23 protein-coding genes and 2 pseudogenes are annotated in these 18,073 nt (G+C 64.7%); 14 read left to right on the forward strand and 11 right to left on the reverse strand.

The annotated features are described in order from the left end of the window. The first annotated feature begins 50 nt into the window (after positions 1-50). From AB7Z56_RS23935 to AB7Z56_RS23970, 8 genes are all read left to right on the forward strand, one after another. The gene (locus AB7Z56_RS23935) at positions 51-563 is read left to right on the forward strand and encodes a hypothetical protein (protein ID WP_354095364.1); all 513 of its coding nucleotides are present in this window, start codon (positions 51-53) and stop codon (positions 561-563) included. An 88-nt stretch (positions 564-651) separates the two neighbouring features. Further along, the gene (locus AB7Z56_RS23940) at positions 652-1,116 is read left to right on the forward strand and encodes a DUF1367 family protein (RefSeq protein ID WP_354095363.1); all 465 of its coding nucleotides are present in this window, start codon (positions 652-654) and stop codon (positions 1,114-1,116) included. After that, positions 1,113-1,367, forward strand: a complete 255-nt coding sequence (locus AB7Z56_RS23945; RefSeq protein WP_441256453.1) for a hypothetical protein — start codon at positions 1,113-1,115, stop codon at positions 1,365-1,367. Before AB7Z56_RS23940 ends, AB7Z56_RS23945 begins: the two co-directional genes overlap by 4 nt. Next, positions 1,364-1,831 carry a DUF968 domain-containing protein gene (locus AB7Z56_RS23950; RefSeq protein ID WP_441256454.1) on the forward strand — a complete coding sequence of 156 codons (468 nt, stop codon included), beginning with the start codon at positions 1,364-1,366 and terminating at the stop codon, positions 1,829-1,831. Before AB7Z56_RS23945 ends, AB7Z56_RS23950 begins: the two co-directional genes overlap by 4 nt. Continuing rightward, a complete protein-coding gene (locus AB7Z56_RS23955) occupies positions 1,780-2,079 on the forward strand; it encodes a sigma factor-like helix-turn-helix DNA-binding protein (RefSeq protein WP_441256455.1) in 300 nt (99 codons plus the stop codon). The genes AB7Z56_RS23950 and AB7Z56_RS23955 overlap by 52 nt, the downstream gene beginning before the upstream one ends. A 319-nt stretch (positions 2,080-2,398) precedes the next feature. Next, a complete protein-coding gene (locus tag AB7Z56_RS23960) occupies positions 2,399-3,418 on the forward strand; it encodes a tyrosine-type recombinase/integrase (protein WP_441256456.1) in 1,020 nt (339 codons plus the stop codon). A gap of 184 nt (positions 3,419-3,602) precedes the next feature. Next, complete coding sequence (gene efp / locus AB7Z56_RS23965; RefSeq protein ID WP_063983478.1) at positions 3,603-4,169, forward strand: elongation factor P; 567 nt, start codon at positions 3,603-3,605, stop codon at positions 4,167-4,169. A gap of 17 nt (positions 4,170-4,186) precedes the next feature. Continuing rightward, positions 4,187-5,809 carry a hypothetical protein gene (locus tag AB7Z56_RS23970; protein WP_063983479.1) on the forward strand — a complete coding sequence of 541 codons (1,623 nt, stop codon included), beginning with the start codon at positions 4,187-4,189 and terminating at the stop codon, positions 5,807-5,809. A gap of 31 nt (positions 5,810-5,840) precedes the next feature. Here the strand turns inward: AB7Z56_RS23970 and AB7Z56_RS23975 are convergent, their stop codons facing one another. Together AB7Z56_RS23975 and AB7Z56_RS23980 are read right to left on the reverse strand one after the other, a co-directional pair. Further along, a complete protein-coding gene (locus AB7Z56_RS23975) occupies positions 5,841-6,344 on the reverse strand; it encodes a cupin domain-containing protein (RefSeq protein WP_063983480.1) in 504 nt (167 codons plus the stop codon). Positions 6,345-6,376: 32 nt separating this feature from the next. Further along, positions 6,377-6,856, reverse strand: coding sequence for a carboxymuconolactone decarboxylase family protein (locus tag AB7Z56_RS23980; RefSeq protein WP_063983481.1), 480 nt, complete (start codon positions 6,854-6,856; stop codon positions 6,377-6,379). A gap of 53 nt (positions 6,857-6,909) precedes the next feature. On the opposite strand from AB7Z56_RS23980, the gene AB7Z56_RS23985 reads away from it, so the two are divergent. Further along, positions 6,910-7,440: a MarR family winged helix-turn-helix transcriptional regulator gene (locus AB7Z56_RS23985; RefSeq protein WP_063983482.1), complete on the forward strand. Its 531-nt coding sequence runs from the start codon at positions 6,910-6,912 to the stop codon at positions 7,438-7,440. Positions 7,441-7,446: 6 nt separating this feature from the next. Here the strand turns inward: AB7Z56_RS23985 and AB7Z56_RS23990 are convergent, their stop codons facing one another. The 3 genes from AB7Z56_RS23990 to AB7Z56_RS24000 all read right to left on the reverse strand — a co-directional run bounded on the left by AB7Z56_RS23990 (position 7,447) and on the right by AB7Z56_RS24000 (position 8,299). Continuing rightward, complete coding sequence (locus AB7Z56_RS23990) at positions 7,447-7,629, reverse strand: hypothetical protein (protein ID WP_063983483.1); 183 nt, start codon at positions 7,627-7,629, stop codon at positions 7,447-7,449. Positions 7,630-7,713: 84 nt separating this feature from the next. Further along, positions 7,714-7,965 (reverse strand): hypothetical protein, encoded by a 252-nt coding sequence (locus AB7Z56_RS23995; RefSeq protein WP_063983484.1) that lies wholly within the window; start codon positions 7,963-7,965, stop codon positions 7,714-7,716. A 73-nt stretch (positions 7,966-8,038) separates the two neighbouring features. After that, positions 8,039-8,299: a hypothetical protein gene (locus tag AB7Z56_RS24000; RefSeq protein ID WP_028151025.1), complete on the reverse strand. Its 261-nt coding sequence runs from the start codon at positions 8,297-8,299 to the stop codon at positions 8,039-8,041. A gap of 133 nt (positions 8,300-8,432) precedes the next feature. On the opposite strand from AB7Z56_RS24000, the gene AB7Z56_RS24005 reads away from it, so the two are divergent. After that, on the forward strand, positions 8,433-9,662 hold the full coding sequence (locus AB7Z56_RS24005) for a lytic murein transglycosylase (protein WP_063983485.1): 1,230 nt from the start codon (positions 8,433-8,435) through the stop codon (positions 9,660-9,662). 70 nt (positions 9,663-9,732) lie between these two features. On the opposite strand, the gene AB7Z56_RS24010 is transcribed toward AB7Z56_RS24005, so the two are convergent. The 3 genes from AB7Z56_RS24010 to recJ form a co-directional block, all read right to left on the reverse strand. Next, positions 9,733-10,530 (reverse strand): aldolase, encoded by a 798-nt coding sequence (locus AB7Z56_RS24010; protein ID WP_283018789.1) that lies wholly within the window; start codon positions 10,528-10,530, stop codon positions 9,733-9,735. Positions 10,531-10,638: 108 nt separating this feature from the next. Next, on the reverse strand, positions 10,639-11,448 hold the full coding sequence (locus AB7Z56_RS24015) for an SDR family NAD(P)-dependent oxidoreductase (protein ID WP_283018788.1): 810 nt from the start codon (positions 11,446-11,448) through the stop codon (positions 10,639-10,641). 91 nt (positions 11,449-11,539) lie between these two features. Further along, entirely contained in the window at positions 11,540-13,381 is a 1,842-nt protein-coding gene (recJ, locus tag AB7Z56_RS24020; RefSeq protein ID WP_071914265.1) for a single-stranded-DNA-specific exonuclease RecJ, read from the reverse strand. 283 nt (positions 13,382-13,664) lie between these two features. Between recJ and AB7Z56_RS24025 the strand changes: the two genes are divergently transcribed. Further along, positions 13,665-14,741: a methyl-accepting chemotaxis protein gene (locus AB7Z56_RS24025; protein WP_085401220.1), complete on the forward strand. Its 1,077-nt coding sequence runs from the start codon at positions 13,665-13,667 to the stop codon at positions 14,739-14,741. A gap of 80 nt (positions 14,742-14,821) precedes the next feature. Here AB7Z56_RS24025 and AB7Z56_RS24030 read toward each other — a convergent pair whose 3' ends face one another. Further along, positions 14,822-15,580 carry a sulfite exporter TauE/SafE family protein gene (locus tag AB7Z56_RS24030; RefSeq protein WP_354123662.1) on the reverse strand — a complete coding sequence of 253 codons (759 nt, stop codon included), beginning with the start codon at positions 15,578-15,580 and terminating at the stop codon, positions 14,822-14,824. Between the two features lie 73 nt (positions 15,581-15,653). Next, positions 15,654-15,827, reverse strand: a complete 174-nt coding sequence (locus AB7Z56_RS24035) for a hypothetical protein (RefSeq protein ID WP_166096445.1) — start codon at positions 15,825-15,827, stop codon at positions 15,654-15,656. A 370-nt stretch (positions 15,828-16,197) separates the two neighbouring features. Between AB7Z56_RS24035 and AB7Z56_RS24040 the strand changes: the two genes are divergently transcribed. Continuing rightward, on the forward strand, positions 16,198-16,941 hold the full coding sequence (locus tag AB7Z56_RS24040) for an SDR family oxidoreductase (protein WP_354123661.1): 744 nt from the start codon (positions 16,198-16,200) through the stop codon (positions 16,939-16,941). Between the two features lie 50 nt (positions 16,942-16,991). Beyond that, positions 16,992-17,405 (forward strand): cupin domain-containing protein, encoded by a 414-nt coding sequence (locus tag AB7Z56_RS24045; RefSeq protein WP_354097772.1) that lies wholly within the window; start codon positions 16,992-16,994, stop codon positions 17,403-17,405. Between the two features lie 10 nt (positions 17,406-17,415). On the opposite strand, the pseudogene AB7Z56_RS24050 reads toward AB7Z56_RS24045, so the two are convergent. Further along, positions 17,416-17,556, reverse strand: a pseudogene (locus tag AB7Z56_RS24050) (4-hydroxythreonine-4-phosphate dehydrogenase PdxA); the annotation flags it as partial. Between AB7Z56_RS24050 and AB7Z56_RS24055 the strand changes: the two are divergent. Continuing rightward, positions 17,518-17,990, forward strand: a pseudogene (locus AB7Z56_RS24055) (GntR family transcriptional regulator). The pseudogenes AB7Z56_RS24050 and AB7Z56_RS24055 sit on opposite strands and share 39 nt — an antisense overlap. Positions 17,991-18,073: the final 83 nt, after the last annotated feature.

Consider the following 18,073-nt stretch of genomic DNA (forward strand, 5'->3'; position numbering starts at 1 on the left):
ACGCAACTGACCTGAACCTGAACCTGAAAACCTGAACTGGAAATCCCGAAATGAACATCAATGAAGCTTTCCCGAGCAAGTACCTCTCCGCAGCCGACCTGCAAGGCCGACCCGCAACGGTACGAATGGGCGAAGTGAACAGCGAGGTTCTGGACCGTGAGACGAAGCTGATCCTGTCCTTGCAGGGCAAGAAGAAGCAGATGGTCCTGAACAAGACCAACGCAATGGCAATCGCCGAACTGCACGGAGCCGAGACGAACGACTGGTACGACAAGGTGATCGAAATCTACGCCACCGAAGTCGAGTTCCAAGGCAAGATGACTGATGCGATCCGCGTCCGCGCCCCCCGGCGCATCGAGACGAGATCGGATCAGGGCGCGGATACCCGCCGTGATGCTCCCCGCGAACCTGTCCGTGAGCCGGCTTACGCCGACGATGGACGTGGGCGCGGAGACGACCGGCGCGATCCGCCCCGCGACGATCGCAGCGACTTCGGTCGCGACGAGCCGCCGCGTCGGCCGGCCACGGCACGCAGCGACATGAATGACGACATCCCGTTCTGATCTGCACTGAGCTGATGACTACTGCGGTGCCGGGGGTTGCAGACAGCTTCACCGGCACCGCGCTTTTCCCCTCAGAACCGGACGCACCATGGTGAAATTCCTCGCAGCCAAGCGAGCCGATGGCGGCCTTCATCCGATGGATGACAAGGGCCGCGACGCCGTCGCGAAGCTGGCGCGGGACAAGCTGGTGATGGTCGAGGTGAAGCAACAGCGGCACCTCGAACACCACCGGCTCTATTGGGTGTTGATGGGGCTGTGCTGGGAGCAGATGGACGACCCGCTGCGCTGGCCGGACGTGGAAGATTTTTCCGACAGCGTGAAGATCATGGCCGGGCTCAGGCGCACCATTTGGGCTCCGAACGGCGATGTATACTACAGCCCCGGCAGCATCGCATTCCACAACATGGATCAGACGGTATTCGCCGCCTTCTTCGACCGTGTGTGCGACGTGATCGCCCGCGACTTCCTGCCCGGCGTATCGAGCCAGACGCTCTACGACGAGGTTTCCCTGATCGTTGGCGCGGCCTTCATGCCACAACGGATGGCAGCATGACGTCGGATCTCGAACAAGCCCGCCAGCGCGCGCAGGAGGCGTTCGACGCGCTTTGGCAACCCGGCGAACGTCGGCGCACGCTGAGCCGCGACAAGGCCCTGTATTGGCTTGCTATCGCGCTGGGGGTGAAGCCCGGCCTGATCAACATCGAGCGCGCCAATGAGACGGCGTGCCGGCAGATCGAGCGCGCATGTATCGGGGCTCACGGCCCCGCGGCCTTCAACCTCAAGGCTGAGCGGAGGCGCTTGTGAGCGAGCTGCGGCAGCGTCACCCGCGGCAGGAAAATCCGGCCTATCTCGCCTTCATTCGCGACATGCCGTGCCTGATCTGTCGGAAGAGCCCGGTCGATCCCGCGCACATTCGCATGGGCTGCATCGCGGTCGGCAAGGACGGCACGGGGGGCGGCCAGAAGTCCGACGACAAGTGGGCGCTCCCGCTGTGTCGCGATCACCACGACGAGCAGCACGCCGCCGGCAGCGAGATTCTGTTCTGGCGTCACTACAGGATCGACCCGTTCGCCATGGCCGCCCGCCTCTACGCGGCATGGTGCGAGGCTCGCAACATAAGCGAGCCCGAGGAGCCCGAACGGTACCGCACCAAGAAAAAGCGCTCCAGCTTCAAACGACCATCGAACCCCCAACCGTTCCCCAGGAGAAAGCAGCCATGGCCGACACCGCAACTCAAGAGCAGAGGCTTCCGAAAGGCCCGACCCTGACCAAGTTCAGCGACGCTGAGCTTGCGAAACTTTCGATCCCATTCCGCAATGCCCTGACCGCGCACGTCTGCAACGGCCAGAAGTATTCGCAGATCGCAGTCGATCAAGCGATCCCGATTGGCACGGTCCGCAGCCGCATCAACCGGGCTCGCCGGCACGTCGCCGCTATGCGCGAATTCGAGGCGAACAAGGCGAAGGAAGATGCGCGCGAATTCGAACAATCTGGCCCGCCGAGCGCGAGAGCCTGATGACCCCTTACGTTGATGATGTCCGCCATCCGTTCGGCAACGATGGTGGACATCATCGGCGTGCAGCGAAAGTGGATACACTTGTCCACTGCCTGACTTGCATATCAAAATAATTTGGAATAGAGACAATGACCCATCCGCTGAACGGCATCCCTCGCGATCAGCCGCTTACGCTGGACTTCGTGAGTCGCCAGAAATTCGGCGGTGAAGTGTCTGTCGCGTCTCTTCTCGCTGAACACAGTCGCGGCAAGCTTGTGATCACCAAAGTCGGGCGGTCGTACTACACGACCCTCGACGACATTGACGAGATGTTGCGCCTATGCCGCGTCCCAAGTCCGGCCCACGTCTCTGGCTCGATCCCGCCCGCGAAAAATACACCGTCATCGACGGGCGAAAAACAGTCCGCACGGGCTGCGGCAAGGGCGAGCTTCAAGCGGCTAAAGACTTCCTCCGCGACTACCTAGCAGCGCATCACACGATCAAAGCGGGCACCGACCCCCTGATCGCGGACATGCTGACGGTGTACGCGGACCTGCAAATCGCCGGCAAGCCTTCGGCCTACTCCGTCGCGCGAGATCTCGTGAATCTTGAGGGTTGGTGGGGTGAGAAGCGCGCGAGCGACATCAACGTCGATAATTGCAAACAGTACATCACGCACAGGAATGCCCCGACGATCTGCCGGCGCGAGATTGGCTTCCTGCATGCCGCGGCGATGTTCTGGCACAAGACCCCCAAGAAAGGCCCGCTCGCGACCATGCCGGTCGTGTTCAAACCGGCGGCCAAGCGGCGCACGCGCTGGTTGACCCGGAGCGAGGCGGCTCGGTTCTTGTGGGCAACCCGCAAGCTGCTGCCGGCGACGCGCCAGCGCATCCGGCGCTTCTTCATAATCGGCTGGTACACGGGAACCCGCCACAAGGCGATCAGCGGGGTCGAGTACGACAGCATGATTGACCTCGAAACGAGGATCATGCTCAGACGGCCAGCGGGGGCCGAGGAGACGACCAAGCGGACGCCACCCGTCAAGATGGGCAGCCGGCTGCTCTCGCACCTGAGACGCTGGCGCAGGCTGGACGGGCCGGATGCGCGGTACCCCATCCAGCGCGGCGGAAAGGCGGCCCGAGACATGGGCGAAGCGTGGCGGAAGACGCGCACGCTGGCCGGGCTGTCCAAGGACGTAACCCCGCATACGCTGCGCCACTCACGCGCCACCCACATGATGCGCCAGCGCGTGGACCCCTGGCAGGCCGCCAAGGCGCTTGGAATGGGCGTAAAAATGCTGGTAGAGGTCTACGGCCACCATCACCCGGACTGGCAGAATGAGGCCGCGGAAGCGAGGTAGACTTACCGTAGGTTTACCGGCCTAAGCGCCCGCCCCTACAAGAACCGGAAGAATTGCATTCGGGCCGGAAATGCGTATGTTGCGGCCCGAAACGGGTGCCGCGGTCTGATTTGAGGCCCCAGGTCCCCCATCAATTTGACCACGTCCTGGCCGGAGCCGGGCCAAGCAAGCAGGAAATATAGCTTTGAGAGTCATCGCCAGTTCTATTCGCAAGGGCAACGTGATCGAGCAAGACGGCAAGCTTTATGTCGTTGTGACCGCCGAGAACATCCATCCCGGCAAGGGCACTCCGGTCAGCCAGATCGAAATGCGCCGAATCTCGGACGGGGTAAAGATCTCCGAGCGCTACAAGACCACCGACCAGGTCGAGAAGGCCACGATCGAAGAGCGCAACTTCACCTTCCTCTATGAAGATGGCGACGGCTTCCATTTCATGAACCCGGAGACCTATGACCAGGTCCAGGTGTCCAAGGACGTCATCGGCGACGCGGCCGCCTATCTCCAGGAGAGTATGACGGTCAAGCTGTCGACGCATGACGTCAACGTGGTGTCGATCGCGTTGCCGCAGCGCGTGACGCTGGAAGTGGTCGAGACCGAGCCCGTGACCAAGGGCCAGACCGCCTCCTCCTCCTACAAGCCCGCGGTGCTCTCCAACGGCCTGCGCACCACCGTGCCGCCGCACATCGCCGTCGGCACCCGTATCGTGGTGATGACCGAAGACGGCTCCTACTCCGAGCGCGCCAAGGACTAAGCGAGGAATCAGAGCAGGTGCCGCCGGGGGCCGAGGCAGTGGTTGGGAAAAGTTTCCGCTTCGTCTCGCTGATTCTGGCGGCGCTTTCGCTCCTCACCGCCACTCCGCTCGCTGCGGACGAAATCCGCAGCCCTTCGCTCACGGCGCTGCGCGTCGATTGGCGCGCAGCGCTCGACCAGTTCCGCACCGAGGTCAACAGCCGTCCTCCGATCGCGGGCGACTTCATCTTCGCACCCCGCCGTTCGGTGCCACGCTACGATCCGCGCGCCATGCCTGCGCTGGTGCAGCTCAACGCGGTCTCATCGCAATTCTTCACCGGTATCGCCCGCAGCTCCGTGCCCGTGCTTCTGCCGTTCGATGCTGCCGCCTATCTCGAGGCGCAGCGCAATCGCGCGCCGGGGACACTCGCGCTCTCGCGCTATCAGGCCGATTTCAATCCCGTCGACATGTTTGATGCCGGCCCCTCAGGTTACAGTGCCAGCTTCTCGCTCGAACCCGGTGCCGGCGACGGCATGCCGAGCCGCGTCTACACAAGGCCGGTCGAGGTGCAGATCACGGGCTCGGCACTCGTTTACGACGTCGCCGATCCCGCCGGCGGCAAGGGCGAGCAGGTCAAGCCGCTTGCGGCAACCTATCCGGACCTGCGCAGGTTCATCCGGGAAGGCTATGTGCGCTACGCCTTCACCCGCTTCGGCGTTGCCTATGTCGTCTCCATCCAGTGCCTGGACAGCATCGCAAAGCCGCGGAGGCTCGCCTGCAAGGAAGCCTATCCGGTTGCCGAGCGCTTCCTGAAAGGGCTCCGCATCGCCGGCGGCCAGCGCATGCGGCCGCTCACGGACATGGCCTCCAGCATCATCGATCGTCCTTCAGCGCGGTCGCCGGATTTCACCTACCGACCGAGCGGCGACATCATCCCGAACACCGGCTATCGCAACAAGGCCGGCCATCCGGATGTGATGGCCTATGCGCAGATCCGTTTTCCGCTCGAAAAGGCGCCCGCCTTCGTGCGTTCGCAATCCTACGGCAAGCGCGACAAGAGCGACGGCCCGACGGCCTATCCCTGGCGCGACAATTTCTGCGAGTCCCGCAGTTTCGAGGTCTGGCAATGCGGCGGCGGTTATGGCCACCAGGGCGAGGACATCCGCGCCGCCGAATGCCCACCGCCCGGCGAAGGCCACGAACCCTGCGATCGCAAGCAGCGAGGCGTCGTCGCGGTGCGCGACGCCATCGTGATCCGCGGCGCCAAGGATCAGGCCGCGACGCTCGAGGTCAACAGCCGCACCGAGCATATTCGCTTCCGCTATATGCACATGAACCCGCAGGCGCTGACCGCCGACGGCATGCTCAACGGCCGCATCGTCACCGAAGGCGAGAAGATCGGCGTGGTCTCCAACTATCTCGACCATCCCGCCGGCACATCGATGCATTTGCATTTCGACGTGCAGGTATTTACTCGCGACGGCTGGATCTGGGTCAGTCCTTACGTCACGCTGGTCTCGGCCTATGAACGCCTGATCCACGCCCGCGGCCGCGAAGTCGGCCCGGAGATCGCCGGCACGCCGCAGCCGGTGGCGCATGCGTTGCCGGAGGACGTGATCAAGCCGGACCTGCGCGAGGGATCGAGCGGCGAGGAGAATTGAGGGGCGAGCTCGCTCATGGGGCCGCTACGGACTACTCCAACAGCGTCGTCAGCTGCGCGCCCTCGTCCGCCACGAACACCGCGATCAATTCCGCCGGCTCGGTCGCGCTGGCATTGGCCGAGACCAGATGCGTCGATCCCGGCGGCTCGAAGAAGGACTGGCCGACACCAAATGTCTCGACAGGACCGCCGCCAAGCTGGGAACGGATTTCACCCTTGGTGATGTAAGCGGTCACCGAGCCCGCGTGACGATGCGGCCGCGAGAATCCGCCGGGACCGTAGAACACACGCACGATGGTGACGCGCTTGCCCGGGACGTTCGGTAGCGCGTAGGAGCCGATCGGCTCGACCTTGTCGAGCGGCGAGCTCTCCGCCGCGGTCGCGCAGAGCGGCGCCAACGCGCCGGATACGGCGTCCATCGTCACCGGCAACGCCTTGCCGATCGCAAGCGCGCAGGCGAGCCCGCCGACGACGGCCAGAGCCATCGAGCGCGATGGCGCCGGACGCTGCGCATGGGTCAAACTCATTGCAGTCATGATAACCTCCCCTTGTTTTATCGTTGTTGCACTCAAGATGCCGCGGCGCTCGCTGCGACCGGCCGCTTCGCCGGCGTCCAGCGATACGCGGCGCCAAAGCGGTTCCAGACGTTGATCGAGGCGACCGCCGAGGTCAGGTACATCAGCTCGGTCTCGGAGAATTCGCCGGAAGCCTCCGCATAGACCTCTTCGCTGACGCCATCGGGCAGGCAGGTCAGCGCCTCTGCCCAGGCCAGCGCGGCCCGCTCGCGCGCGGAAAAGACCGGCGCCTCGCGCCAGACCGCGACCAGATTGAGCTTGTCCACGGGCACGCCGATCCGCTCCGACAACAGGACGTGGTGCTGCACGCAGAAGGCGCAGCCGTTGATCTGCGAGGCGCGCAGCTTGACCAGCTCGAGCAGCTGCTTGTCGAGGCCCGCCTTTGCCGCCACCTGGCCGAGCGCCAGCACCAGCTCGTACGCATCGGGCGCGATCTTCTTGAAATCCTCGTACTCGCCGCGGGCGTGTGACATTGGCGTTCACCTCGTGTATTGTAAGACTACTTACATCTTATAAGAGCTCTTATATGACACGCAAGACCGCTGCCATCACGAAATCGAAGGCTCCGCGGAAGCCGACCGCACCTGCCGAAATCGTTGCCGTTCGCGTGCCCGCGCCCGGAGAAGGCAAGCGCGGCGAGCAAGGTTATCTCGGCTATCTGCTGCGACAGGCCCACGCCGCGGTCCGCCTGACGATGGAACGGACGCTCGCCGACCTCGGCGTGACGTCGCCGCAATTTGCCGTGCTCACCATGCTGAACGCCTACCCCGGCCTCTCCGGCGCCGACGTCGCCCGGCTCACATTCCTGACCCCGCAGACGGTCGGTGTGATCATTCGCAACCTCGATCGCGACGGTGCGATCGCAATGACGCCTCATCCGGTCCACGGCCGGATCCAGCAATGGACGCTGACGCAGCGGGGAACGACGCTGTTGAAGGCTTGCAGGGAGCGCGTGATCGCGCTGGAGAAGCGCCTTGCCGCAAGTCTGGACGCCAAGGCAGAGACCGCGATCCGGCGCTGGCTCGCCGGCATCGCCGCCGATTTGCAGGAGGACTAACCGGCTCTAGTCGCCTCCGTCACCACCGCAGCCGCCGTCGCCTCCATCGGCATCCGAGAAGTCGCTGACGGCGCCGTCGCCCTGAATGCCACGGCCAAAGTTCTCGGCGATGATCATCAGGATCACGACAAACAGCCCGGCGCCGAACGGCCAGGGATTGGTACGGATGATGTCGAACAGCTCCCGCATGCGCGCATTCTGGGCAGACGGAAGCAAACCGACCGTAAAGCGACAGGCTCACAATTGGGGATATCCGGGCAAGCCTAAGGACGCTCAGCCGCCCTTCAACGCTTTCTTAACCTCGCCGTCGGGCCAGGCATCGCCTGCCGCGCTCACGCGCACGCGGCTCTGATCGGTGGCATTCACCAGCACATGCGAACTCGTCCGATCACCGCTCGGCTCGAGACGCAAATCGGTTTCGGGCTTCCAGCTCAACGTGGTCGCGAGATCGCCGGGATAGATCCGCCATTGCGATCCGTCGTCGAGTTCGACGACATGACTTTCCGCGTGTGCCCGTATCTTCATTCCGCCCCGAATTCTCGATGAGCAGATTGCGTGCAGACGGCGGGCCCCGGCGCTCGGCCGGGGCCCAGCTCCGTCAGTCGTTGTCGTGATGAATCACGGTCTTGCTGCGATTGCCGAATTCATCTTCCTTCTTGATCACCGTGGTGCGGTTGGCAGGCTCGCGCTCCCTGATGACCGTGGTGCGGTCGCGATCGCGGTCCCGCTCACGATATTCGTGGGACTGTCCGACCGTCACGCCGGCTCCGACCGGGCCGACGTGAACGCCGACTTCGTCGGCGAACGCAGGAGCGGCGATGGCCGTGACCATGGCGGCGGCAAACAGATATCTTTTCATCTTCATCCTCCAGTGTATGCGGAGGGAATGCGGGACTGCGACACTTTGTTCCGGCGGAACGCAGCGCGATGGCCTGTTCCCGGTGTTCCAGGAACGGGCCCACAGCAGCCGTGATTCCCGCTAGAATGGGTCCATGAAACAAGCTGATTCCTCGGCCAATCACAGCCGCCGCGCCCTGCTTCGATCCACGCTCGGCGCAGCCGCATTCATCACATTCCCCACGCAGCTTCTCGCCGCGCCTCCGGGCTTCGACGAATGGCGCGAGGGTTTTCGTGCACGCGCCATGGCGAAGGGCATTTCGGCTGCGACCTGGCAGCGCGCGATGGCGCGGGTCGAGCCCGACATGAGCGTGTTCAAGCAGATGCGCAACCAGCCCGAATTCCACGAGCAGGTCTGGCAATACATCAACCGCCGCGTCTCGGACTGGCGCATCATCAATGGCAAGATCGCGCTGAAAAACAACGAGGCGCTGCTCGCGCGCATCGAGCGTGATTTCGGCGTCGAGCGCGGCACGCTGCTAGCGCTGTGGGGCGTGGAGTCCGCCTATGGCGATCCGCTGGTGCAACAAAACCACATGACGCCGGTATTCCCCTCGCTCGCCGCGCTCGCCTGGAACGAGCCGCGCCGCAAAGCCTATTGGGAGACCGAGCTGATCAACGCGCTGCGCATCGTCGACAAGGGCTGGAGCACGCCGGAGCAGATGCAGGGCTCCTGGGCCGGCGCGATGGGGCATTCGCAATGGATGCCGGAGGTCTGGCTCAATGTCGGCATCGACTATGACGGCGACGGCAAGGTCTCGCCGTTCGGCAAGCCCGACGACGCGCTGGGATCGACGGCAAAGTATCTCGTCAATCGCGGCAAATGGCATCGTGGCGAGCACTGGGGCTACGAGGTGCGCGCGTCCGGCGAGATGAGCGGCAACCGCACCTACGCGGCGTGGGCATCGGCCGGCGTCACTCGCGCCGACGGCCAGCCGTTTCCGCAACCGAATGCATCCGCGCAGATGTGGACGCCGGTTGCGGGCGGGCCGACATTCCTGCTGGGACCGAATTTCTATTCGGTGAAGAGCTACAATCCCTCGATGAACTATGCGCTCGCAATCTGCCATCTGGGCGACCGCTGCCTCGGCGCGCCGCCCTTCATCCAGCCCTTCCCCGGCTCAGAGCGCGCGCTGACGCTCGCCGAGGTGCAGGAGATGCAGACTCGCCTGACCAAGGCCGGGTTCGACACCGGCGGCACCGACGGCCGTGTCGGCAACGACACCATGAAGGCAATCAAGGATTTTCAGCAGCGCGCGGGGATCACGCCCGCCGATGGCTATGGCGGGCTGAAGGTGCTGGCGAAGTTGCGGCAGGGATCGTAGGGCCCGCTCTCTCACTTTGTCGTTCCGGGGCGCGCCACTTGGCGCGAGCCCGGAATGACGGCGGTTGGGGTCAGTGCCGGTACTGCGGCTCTTCCGCATCCAGCTGGCGCCGGATCGCGGCGAGATGCAATCGCGCGGATTCGGAATCGCCTTCGCGCATCTGCCTGTAGGTTTCCGCCGCGATCGCGGGATCGACCGACAGCACCTTTCGTCCCGTCGACATCGCCAGCACCTGCACCTCGGCGGCGCGCTCGAGATAGTAGAGATCGTCCCAGGCCTCCGCGATGGTCGGCGCCAGGACCATCACGCCATGATGCTTCATGAAGACGATGTCGGCATCGCCGACGGCGGATGCGATCCGCGCGCCTTCGCGGTTGTCGAGTGCGAGGCCGTTGTAAACGCGGTCCACTGCGGTGCGGCCGTAGAATTTCAGCGCGGTCTGGCCGGCCCAGATCAGGGGATCACCCTCGGTCATCGACAAAGCCGTGGCGTAGGGCATGTGGGTGTGGAAGGCGACCTTCGCGCGCGGCAGCAGCCTGTGCATCTCGGCGTGGATGTAGAACGCGGTTGCCTCGGGCGCGCCCTCGCCGTCGAGGACGTTGCCGTGGAAATCGCAGATCAGGAGCTTTGACGCCGTCAGCTCGCGGAAGGCGTAGCCATATGGATTGACCAGGAAGAGATCGTCATGGCCAGGCACCACGGCCGAGAAATGGTTGCAGATGCCCTCCTCAAAACCATTGCGCGCGGCCATGCGGAAGCAGGCCGCAAGATCCTCGCGCGCGGTGCGGATCGCGTCGGTGGCGAGATCAGGCCGGTTCGAGCGGAACGGCGCAGGTGCGGATGAGGAAGATTGAAGGCTGTGCGCCATGGCGAAGGAAACCTCTTTCGGTCGGAAGAGGCCCGCGTTGTACAGGGCCGACGCCTCTGCGTCAGCCCCTGCGGGCGCCACCCTGCCCTTCGCGTCTTGCGCGGCGGCTTATTGCCGCCGCGGCACGCCGCCGGCGTTCATGCCGCCGTCGATGACGAGCTCGCTGCCGGTGACGTAGCGCGAGGCATCGGAGGCCAGATACAGCACACCGGAAGCGATCTCCGCGGCCTGCCCGGCGCGGCCGAGCGGGGTTGCGACCTTGGCTCGCTCCTCGGGGTCGATCGGGGCGTTCTGGCCGGCGCCCGTTGCCCCCGTCGGAATCTTGCCCCAGATCGGGGTATCGATGATGCCGGGGTGAACGGAGTTGACGCGGATGCCGTCGCCGGCGGCCGCGCACTCCATCGCGATCGATTTGGCGAACAGCCGCACGCCGCCTTTGGTCAGCGAATAGGCCGAGAGGCCGGGCGCACCGCGCAAGCCCGCGAGCGAGGACATCATCACGATCGAGCTGCCGCCCGTCTTGCGCATCAGCGGCAGGCAATGCTTCACGGACAGAAACACGCCGTCGAGGTTGATCGCGTTCTGCTTGTGCCAGTCAGCGAGCGTCATATCGACGATCGAGGGTACCGCAATGCCGATGCCGGCATTGGAGACCATGATGTCGAGCCGGCCATGGCGCTTGGCGATCTCGGCTACGATCTCGATCCAGCGCTCCTCGCTGGTGACGTCCTGCTCCAGGAAAATCGCCTTGCCGCCGGCTTTTGTCAAGCGCTTGACGAGCTCCGGGCCTCGCAGCTCGTCGATGTCGGTGATGACGACGGTAGCGCCTTCGCGCGCGAACAATTCGACGATAGCCTCGCCAATGCCCGAGGCGCCGCCCGTCACCAGCGCGACCTTGCCCTCAACCTGCCCTGCCATGTTCACTCCCTTTTTTGTTGTTTGAGCGGCTTATTTTTGACGCATGATCTCCGCGCAAACGCGTACCGCGTTTGTCGCGAGGGATCTTGCGTCATCTAATCACGGATGGCCCCTGGTCCGGTAGCGCGACGTCGACGACGCGGAATTGCACGCGCTCGGCGCCCTGGTACCGGTCGACCGACAACGATCCCGCGACATGCAATTGCTGACCGCGATTGGCGAGAAGTGCATTGCCGAGCTTCTGGCCGACCGAACGGAACGCAATGCCGTTGACGATCGAGCCGTCGCCCGACTTGAAGCGTAGCCTCAAATGCGCCTGTCCGACCTCATCGGCATAGACGAGCTGATGCGACGGCAGCGCCAGCACGACTTCCGGATTGCCGCTGCCGAAGGGACCGGCGCGGTTGAGCGTGGTTGCAAGCTCCGTCGTCACGGCGCGCGCGGACACCGCGCCGTCGACATAGAGCTCGTTGACATGGCGCGCCTCGGCAACGTCCCGCGCCAGCGCATTTTCGAGATAGGCGCGGAATTCGGCGAGCTTCTCCTTCCGCAACGTTACGCCCGCGGCCATCGCGTGGCCGCCGCCCTTCAGCAAGATGCCGTCGGTCACCGCCTGCCGCACCGCCTTACCGAGATCGACGCCGGCGATGGAGCGGCCCGAGCCGGTGCCGATGCCGCCGGGCTCCAGCGCAATCGCAAAGGCCGGCCGTGAAAACTTCTCCTTCAGGCGGGACGCGACGAGGCCGACCACGCCGGGATGCCAGCCTTCGGAGGCCGTGACGATGACGCCAATCTTGTCCTCTAGCCCGATCGAGGCCAGCGCCTCGGCTTCGGCCTGCGCTTCGGCCGCCTGCTCGATGACGCGGCGCTCGCTGTTGAGGCGATCGAGCTCGGCCGCAATCCGAGCCGCCTCGACGCTGTCGCCTTCGAGCAAGAGCCGCACGCCAAGGTCGGCGCGGCCGATGCGGCCGCCGGCATTGACGCGCGGCCCCAGCATGAAGCCGAGATGCCAGGCCTCCGGCGGGCCGTTGAGCCGCGCCACGTCCATCAGCGCGGTGTGGCCGACATGGTCGCGCCGCCGCATCGCGATCAGGCCTTTTGCGACGAAAGCACGATTGAGCCCGATCAGCGGCGCGACATCCGCAACCGTGCCGAGCGCGACGTGATGCAGCATGCCGAGGAGATCGGGCTCGGGCATCTCGCTCGTCCAGAAGCCGCGCTGGCGCAGCTCGCGGTTGACCGCGACCAGCGTCACCAGCACGAGGCCGACGGCGGCGAGATGGCCAAGGCCCGAGAGATCGTCGAGCCGGTTCGGATTGACCAGCGCATCGACCTCCGGCAGCTCCGTGCCGGCCTGGTGATGATCGATCACGACCACGGACATGCCGAGGCGCTTGGCTTCAGCGAGCGGCTCGATGCTGGTGGTGCCGCAATCGACGGTGACGAGCAGCGTGGCGCCCTTCGCGGCCAGCGCGCGGATCGCTTCAGTGTTCGGGCCGTAGCCTTCGAAAATCCGGTCGGGAATATGGATCAGCGGATCGAGCCCGCAATGGCGCAGATGCCAGGCGAGCAGCGCCGCCGAGGTCGCGCCATCGACATCGTAGTCGCCGAAGATCGCGACCTTCTCGCCGCGCATCGCTGCGTCCGCGATCCGCTTCGCGGCGGCCTCCATCTCGGTCACAGTGTACGGGTCCGGCAGCAGCTTGCGGATGGTCGGATCCAGGAAGTCGCTGACGCCATCGATGTCGATGCCGCGGCCCGCCAGCACCCGCGCCAGCAACTCCGGCAGCTGGTGCCGCTGCACGATGGCGAGCGCCTTGGCCGCCCCGCGCGCATCCAGCCGGTCGAGCCAGAGCTTGTCGGTGAGCGAGCGCGCGACGCCCAGAAACGCCTGGGGCACTTCGACGGGCAAGGCGGTTGCGGGCGGCGTCATGAGTCGAGACTGGCTTGAGGAACCCGGGAATCGGACTGGGCGTTGCGGCGATCGGCCGACAATGACGATTGACCTGGAATCCCCCGGGATTTGCAATGTCCGCGCCGCACAAAGCGGTGGATTGCCGCTTTGCTGCGCGGACTGACTATCATTTGGGCATTCCGTGGAACAGCAAATTAAGCGGGCGTTAGGCGGAATCTTCGAAAAAGACTCGTATTCGATCTGTAATTAGTTGTTCCGGGTTCGTTGCAGATCAGGCCTCATTGCCAAGGGAAGCTCCCCGATGTCTGCTGCGCTGGGTCTGAAAGCCAAGCCAATCGCCACCGAACCCGCTGATGACGATTCCGATATCTCCGCGCTGATCAATCGCCTGACCGCGGAGGTCAACCAGATCGCGGTCGACAAGACCAAGGCGATCCAGCAGATCACCAACCAGATGAAGATGCTGGCGCTGAACGCGCTGATCGAAAGCTCGCGCGCCGGCGCGCAGGGCGCCGGCTTCGCAGTGGTGGCGCAGGAGGTGCGCGGCGTCGGCCAGCAGGTCGAAACCATCGCCCGCGAGCTCGAAACCCAGCTGACGAAGCGCACCGGTGATCTCGTCGCCTCGATCGACCGCATGAGCCAGCGCTCGCGCGGCGAGCGCATGGTCGACCTGTCGCTCAACGCCATCGAGCTGATCGATCGCAACCTCTATGAACGCACCTGCGATGTGCGCTGGTGGGCGACCGATTCCGCCGTGGTCGATTGCGCGGCCTCGCCCAACGCCGCAGCAGTCTCCCATGCCTCGCAGCGGCTTGGCGTGATCCTCGGCGCCTACACCGTCTATCTCGACCTCTGGCTCTGCGACCTCGACGGCAATGTCATCGCCAACGGCCGCGCCGACCGCTTTCGCGTCGTCGGCCAGAACGTCGCCCACACAAAGTGGTTTCGCGAGGCGCGAACCTTGCGCTCCGGCGACGACTATGTCGCCGGTGACGTCGAGAACCAGCCGCTGCTCGGCAATGCGCAAGTCGCGACCTATTGTGCCAGCGTCCGCGCCGGCGGCCAGGCCAACGGCGCGCCGATCGGCGTGCTCGCCATCCATTTCGACTGGGAGGCACAGGCCCGCGCCATCGTGCAGGGGGTGCGCGTCGGCGACAGCGACAAGGCGCGCGTGCTGCTGGTCGACTCCAATCTGCGTGTCATCGCAGCTTCCGACGGCCAGGGTATTTTGAGCGAGCGCATCTCGATCTCGCTGAACGGCCAGCGCTCCGGCTTCTACCACGACCGCACGGGCGCACTGGTCGCGTTCCATGCGACCCCGGGCTACGAGACCTATCGCGGCCTCGGCTGGTACGGCGTGATCGTCTGCGGGGCGTGACGACATCATCGCGTGATCTGTGAGCGCGGCAGCGTGACCGTCGAACGATGGTCGCGCCGTGATGCGGAGTGACTTGCAGCCTATCCGAGATAGCCAGACACTCCGTCCCACAACAGCTTCAACGCCGTCACGGCCAGCAAGCCATGGCACGCCCGGTAGATCTGCCGCTGGTCCAGCTTTCCGTGCAGCCGCCAGCCGAGCCAGACGCCGCTGGGAATGGCAAAGAGGCACGCCGCCATCACGATCCAGACGTTGCCCGCCGGCCGCACGAGCAGCAGCCAAGGTACCGCCTTGATCGCGTTGCCGACGGTGAAGAACAGGCTGGTCGTTCCCGCGTAGACCTCCTTGCTGAGGCCAAGCGGCAGGAGGTACATCGCCAGCGGCGGTCCGCCGGAATGCGCGACCATGGTCGTGACACCCGAGGCAAGACCGGCAGCAACCGCCTTCGGCGAGGAGCGCGGACGAATGACCACCTTCGGATCACTTACGAACCATATGCCAACGAAGCTCAACGTCACGACCGCCATCACGATCGCGACGGCGCGATGGTCCAATACACGGAACAAGAGATAGCCGAGGGCAATGCCGATCACGAGCCCGGGCAACAGCAGCACCAGGTCCGGCTTCGACCATGTCGATGGCTTCCAGTAGCGCAACGCGAACAGGTCCATGGCGATGAAGAGCGGCGCGAGCAGGCCGCCCGCGGTGACCGGATCCATCACGCACGACAGCAACGGAATGCCAACGATGGAGAAGCCGCCGCCGAATGCGCCCTTCATGAAGCAGATCAGGAAGACGCCGGAAAAGGCGATGATCACCGTGGCGACCGTCAAATCCATCTGCGCATCTCCATGACCGCCACGCTCGCGCCTCGGCGCGCGTCACGCCGAAACATCGCGGGCGAGACCCGGCTCAGGTCGCCGTGACGTCGTCATCGGTTGCTGTTGGGCCGGCGTCGGTCGACGTCGCTTGCGAGGTTCGAGGCGGCTCGGCCTTCGGCTGGAAAAAGAGACCGGGCAGCACTGAAGGCAGGCCAAAGGTCATTCCGAGGAATGCCAGAAACACATCAAGATAACTCACGCTCATTCTGTTGCTCCGCTTTGTCGGGCGCGACCACCTCTCGGTGCATTTGAGGGTCGATGCGGCGCAATATGAACCGGTACATTATTCAGTACAATAAGAACATTGATCTCGGTGCAATTTTGCCGCCTCCGCATGAGCAGAGCAGATGCAGCAAACTTCTTGCGTTGGGCTTCGAACCGACCGCGGCAGGCGCGGCGCCCACCCCGTCGCAACGAGTCTTCTGAAGCATTTTCCGGCAAAGCAGGCCGGTTACAGGCAAGAGCTTGCCGCATTGCTCGGCTACGCTGCGCTTCGCATCACGTTGGGCGGACGTGACGTGATCGGCTCACGGATTGGGATCACTCACGCTCGTCACATGCCGAGGAGACATGCCATGCAGATCGTCGTGATCGGCGGGACCGGATTGATCGGATCCAAGCTCGTGACGAAGTTGAAACAGCACGGCCACGAGGCCGTTGCAGCCTCGCCGAAATCAGGCGTGAACGCCGTGACCGGGGAAGGCCTCGCTGCAGCGCTGGCTGGCGCGGATGTCGTCGTCGACGTTGCCAACGCGCCGTCCTGGGAGCCCGCCGCCGTGCTCGATTTCTTCCAGCGCTCAAGCACAAACCTCGTCGCGGCAGAGGCGGCCGCGGGCGTGAAGCATCACGTGGCGCTGTCGATCGTGGGGACCGAACGGTCGCCCGACAATTCCTATTTTCGGGCCAAGCTCGCCCAGGAGACCATCATCAAATCCTCGTCGGTCCCCTACTCCATCGTTCGTGCCACCCAGTTCTTCGAATTCCTCGGCGCCATTGCCGAAACGGCTGTGGTCGAAGGAAAGATCGTCGTCCCGTCCGCACTGTTTCAGCCGATCGCCGCCGAAGACGTAGCCGATCGCCTCGCGGAGGTCGCCATGGGCCGGCCGCTCAACGGCACCATCGATATCGCAGGCCCCGAGAAGGCGCCCTTCAATGAATTCATTGCGCGGCGCCTGAAGGCGTCCGGCGACGCCCGACCGGTGGTGGGAGACCCGAAGGCACCGTACTACGGCGCCCCCATCGACGACACATCGCTGAACCCGCTCGGCGAGGCGCGGCTTGGAAAAACGCCGCTCGCAACGTGGCTCGCAAGACTCTGAGGGACCGCAAGAGCTTCCATCACGACAACCACTGCAATGAAGGAAATCCCATGCGCAGATTGCTGATCGCAACGGCGGTTTATGCCGCATCAATCCTGACGGCTTATGCGGCCGAACCGGCACCTCTGGCCAAAGTGACGGTCGTGTTCGACCAGGCGCTGCCGAACGTCCCGGGCAAGAGCATGAAGGGCGTGCTGGTCGAGTATGGTCCCGGAGGCTCCTCGCCGGCCCACATGCATCCGCGCTCCGCATTCATCTATGCGACCATCCTGGAAGGAGCGATCCGCAGTCAGGTCAATGACGAGCCCGCCAAGGTCTATCGCAAAGGAGAGAATTTCTTCGAAAAGCCCGGCGACCGTCACGCCATAAGCGCGAATGCCAGCGATACCGAACCTGCGAAGCTGCTTGCCGTCTTCGTCGTGGATTCAGCAGACAAGGAGCTGGTCACGCCGATCACGAAGTAGCGCCGCCTCGTCACGCACCGCGGCGCGCGGCCATCTCCGCGGCGAGCAGCAACGCGGCGCGGCTGGCGCCGATCGACGCGATGCCTTGCCCTGCGATGTCGTAGGCGGTGCCGTGCGCGGGCGTGCAGATCGGGAATGGGAAGCCACCGAGGTCTGCCAGGGTCTCGAGGCGCTCGCCGGCGAGCTCGCCTGCGAGCGCATCAGCGACGCCGGGATCGGCGAAATCGCCGCCGCACATGACGACATGGTTCGGCATTATCGCGAGGGCGATCTGATCCAGTATTATCGCGGCAACCGCGCAATTCACGAGGCCATCGTCGCCGCAGCCGAAATCCCGCGCTGACCCGGCTCTATGCTTCCGTGACCGCGCGCATCAGGCGCGCGCGCTACGTCACGCCGATGACGCCGCAGCGCTGGGCGTTCGCCGTGAAGGAGCACGAGGCGATCCTGAACGCGCTGCAGCGGCGCGATGGCGCCGGCCTCTCCCACATCCTGCGTGCGCATCTGCGCCACAAGCGCGAAGAGGTCTTGCAGGCGGGCTTTGCCGAGACGGAAGGAAACGACCTCGCGCTGCGGATCGCGTGAGGCGACCTTGCCCGGCGAGCACTCGTTCGCCCCATTCCGCGTCTGGCATTCGCGCCGCTTCGCTGCGATAACCGCCCCGAAGG

This window comes from Bradyrhizobium sp. 482_C4_N1_8 (assembly GCF_052075965.1).
Taxonomy (GTDB): Bacteria; Pseudomonadota; Alphaproteobacteria; order Rhizobiales; family Xanthobacteraceae; genus Bradyrhizobium; species Bradyrhizobium barranii.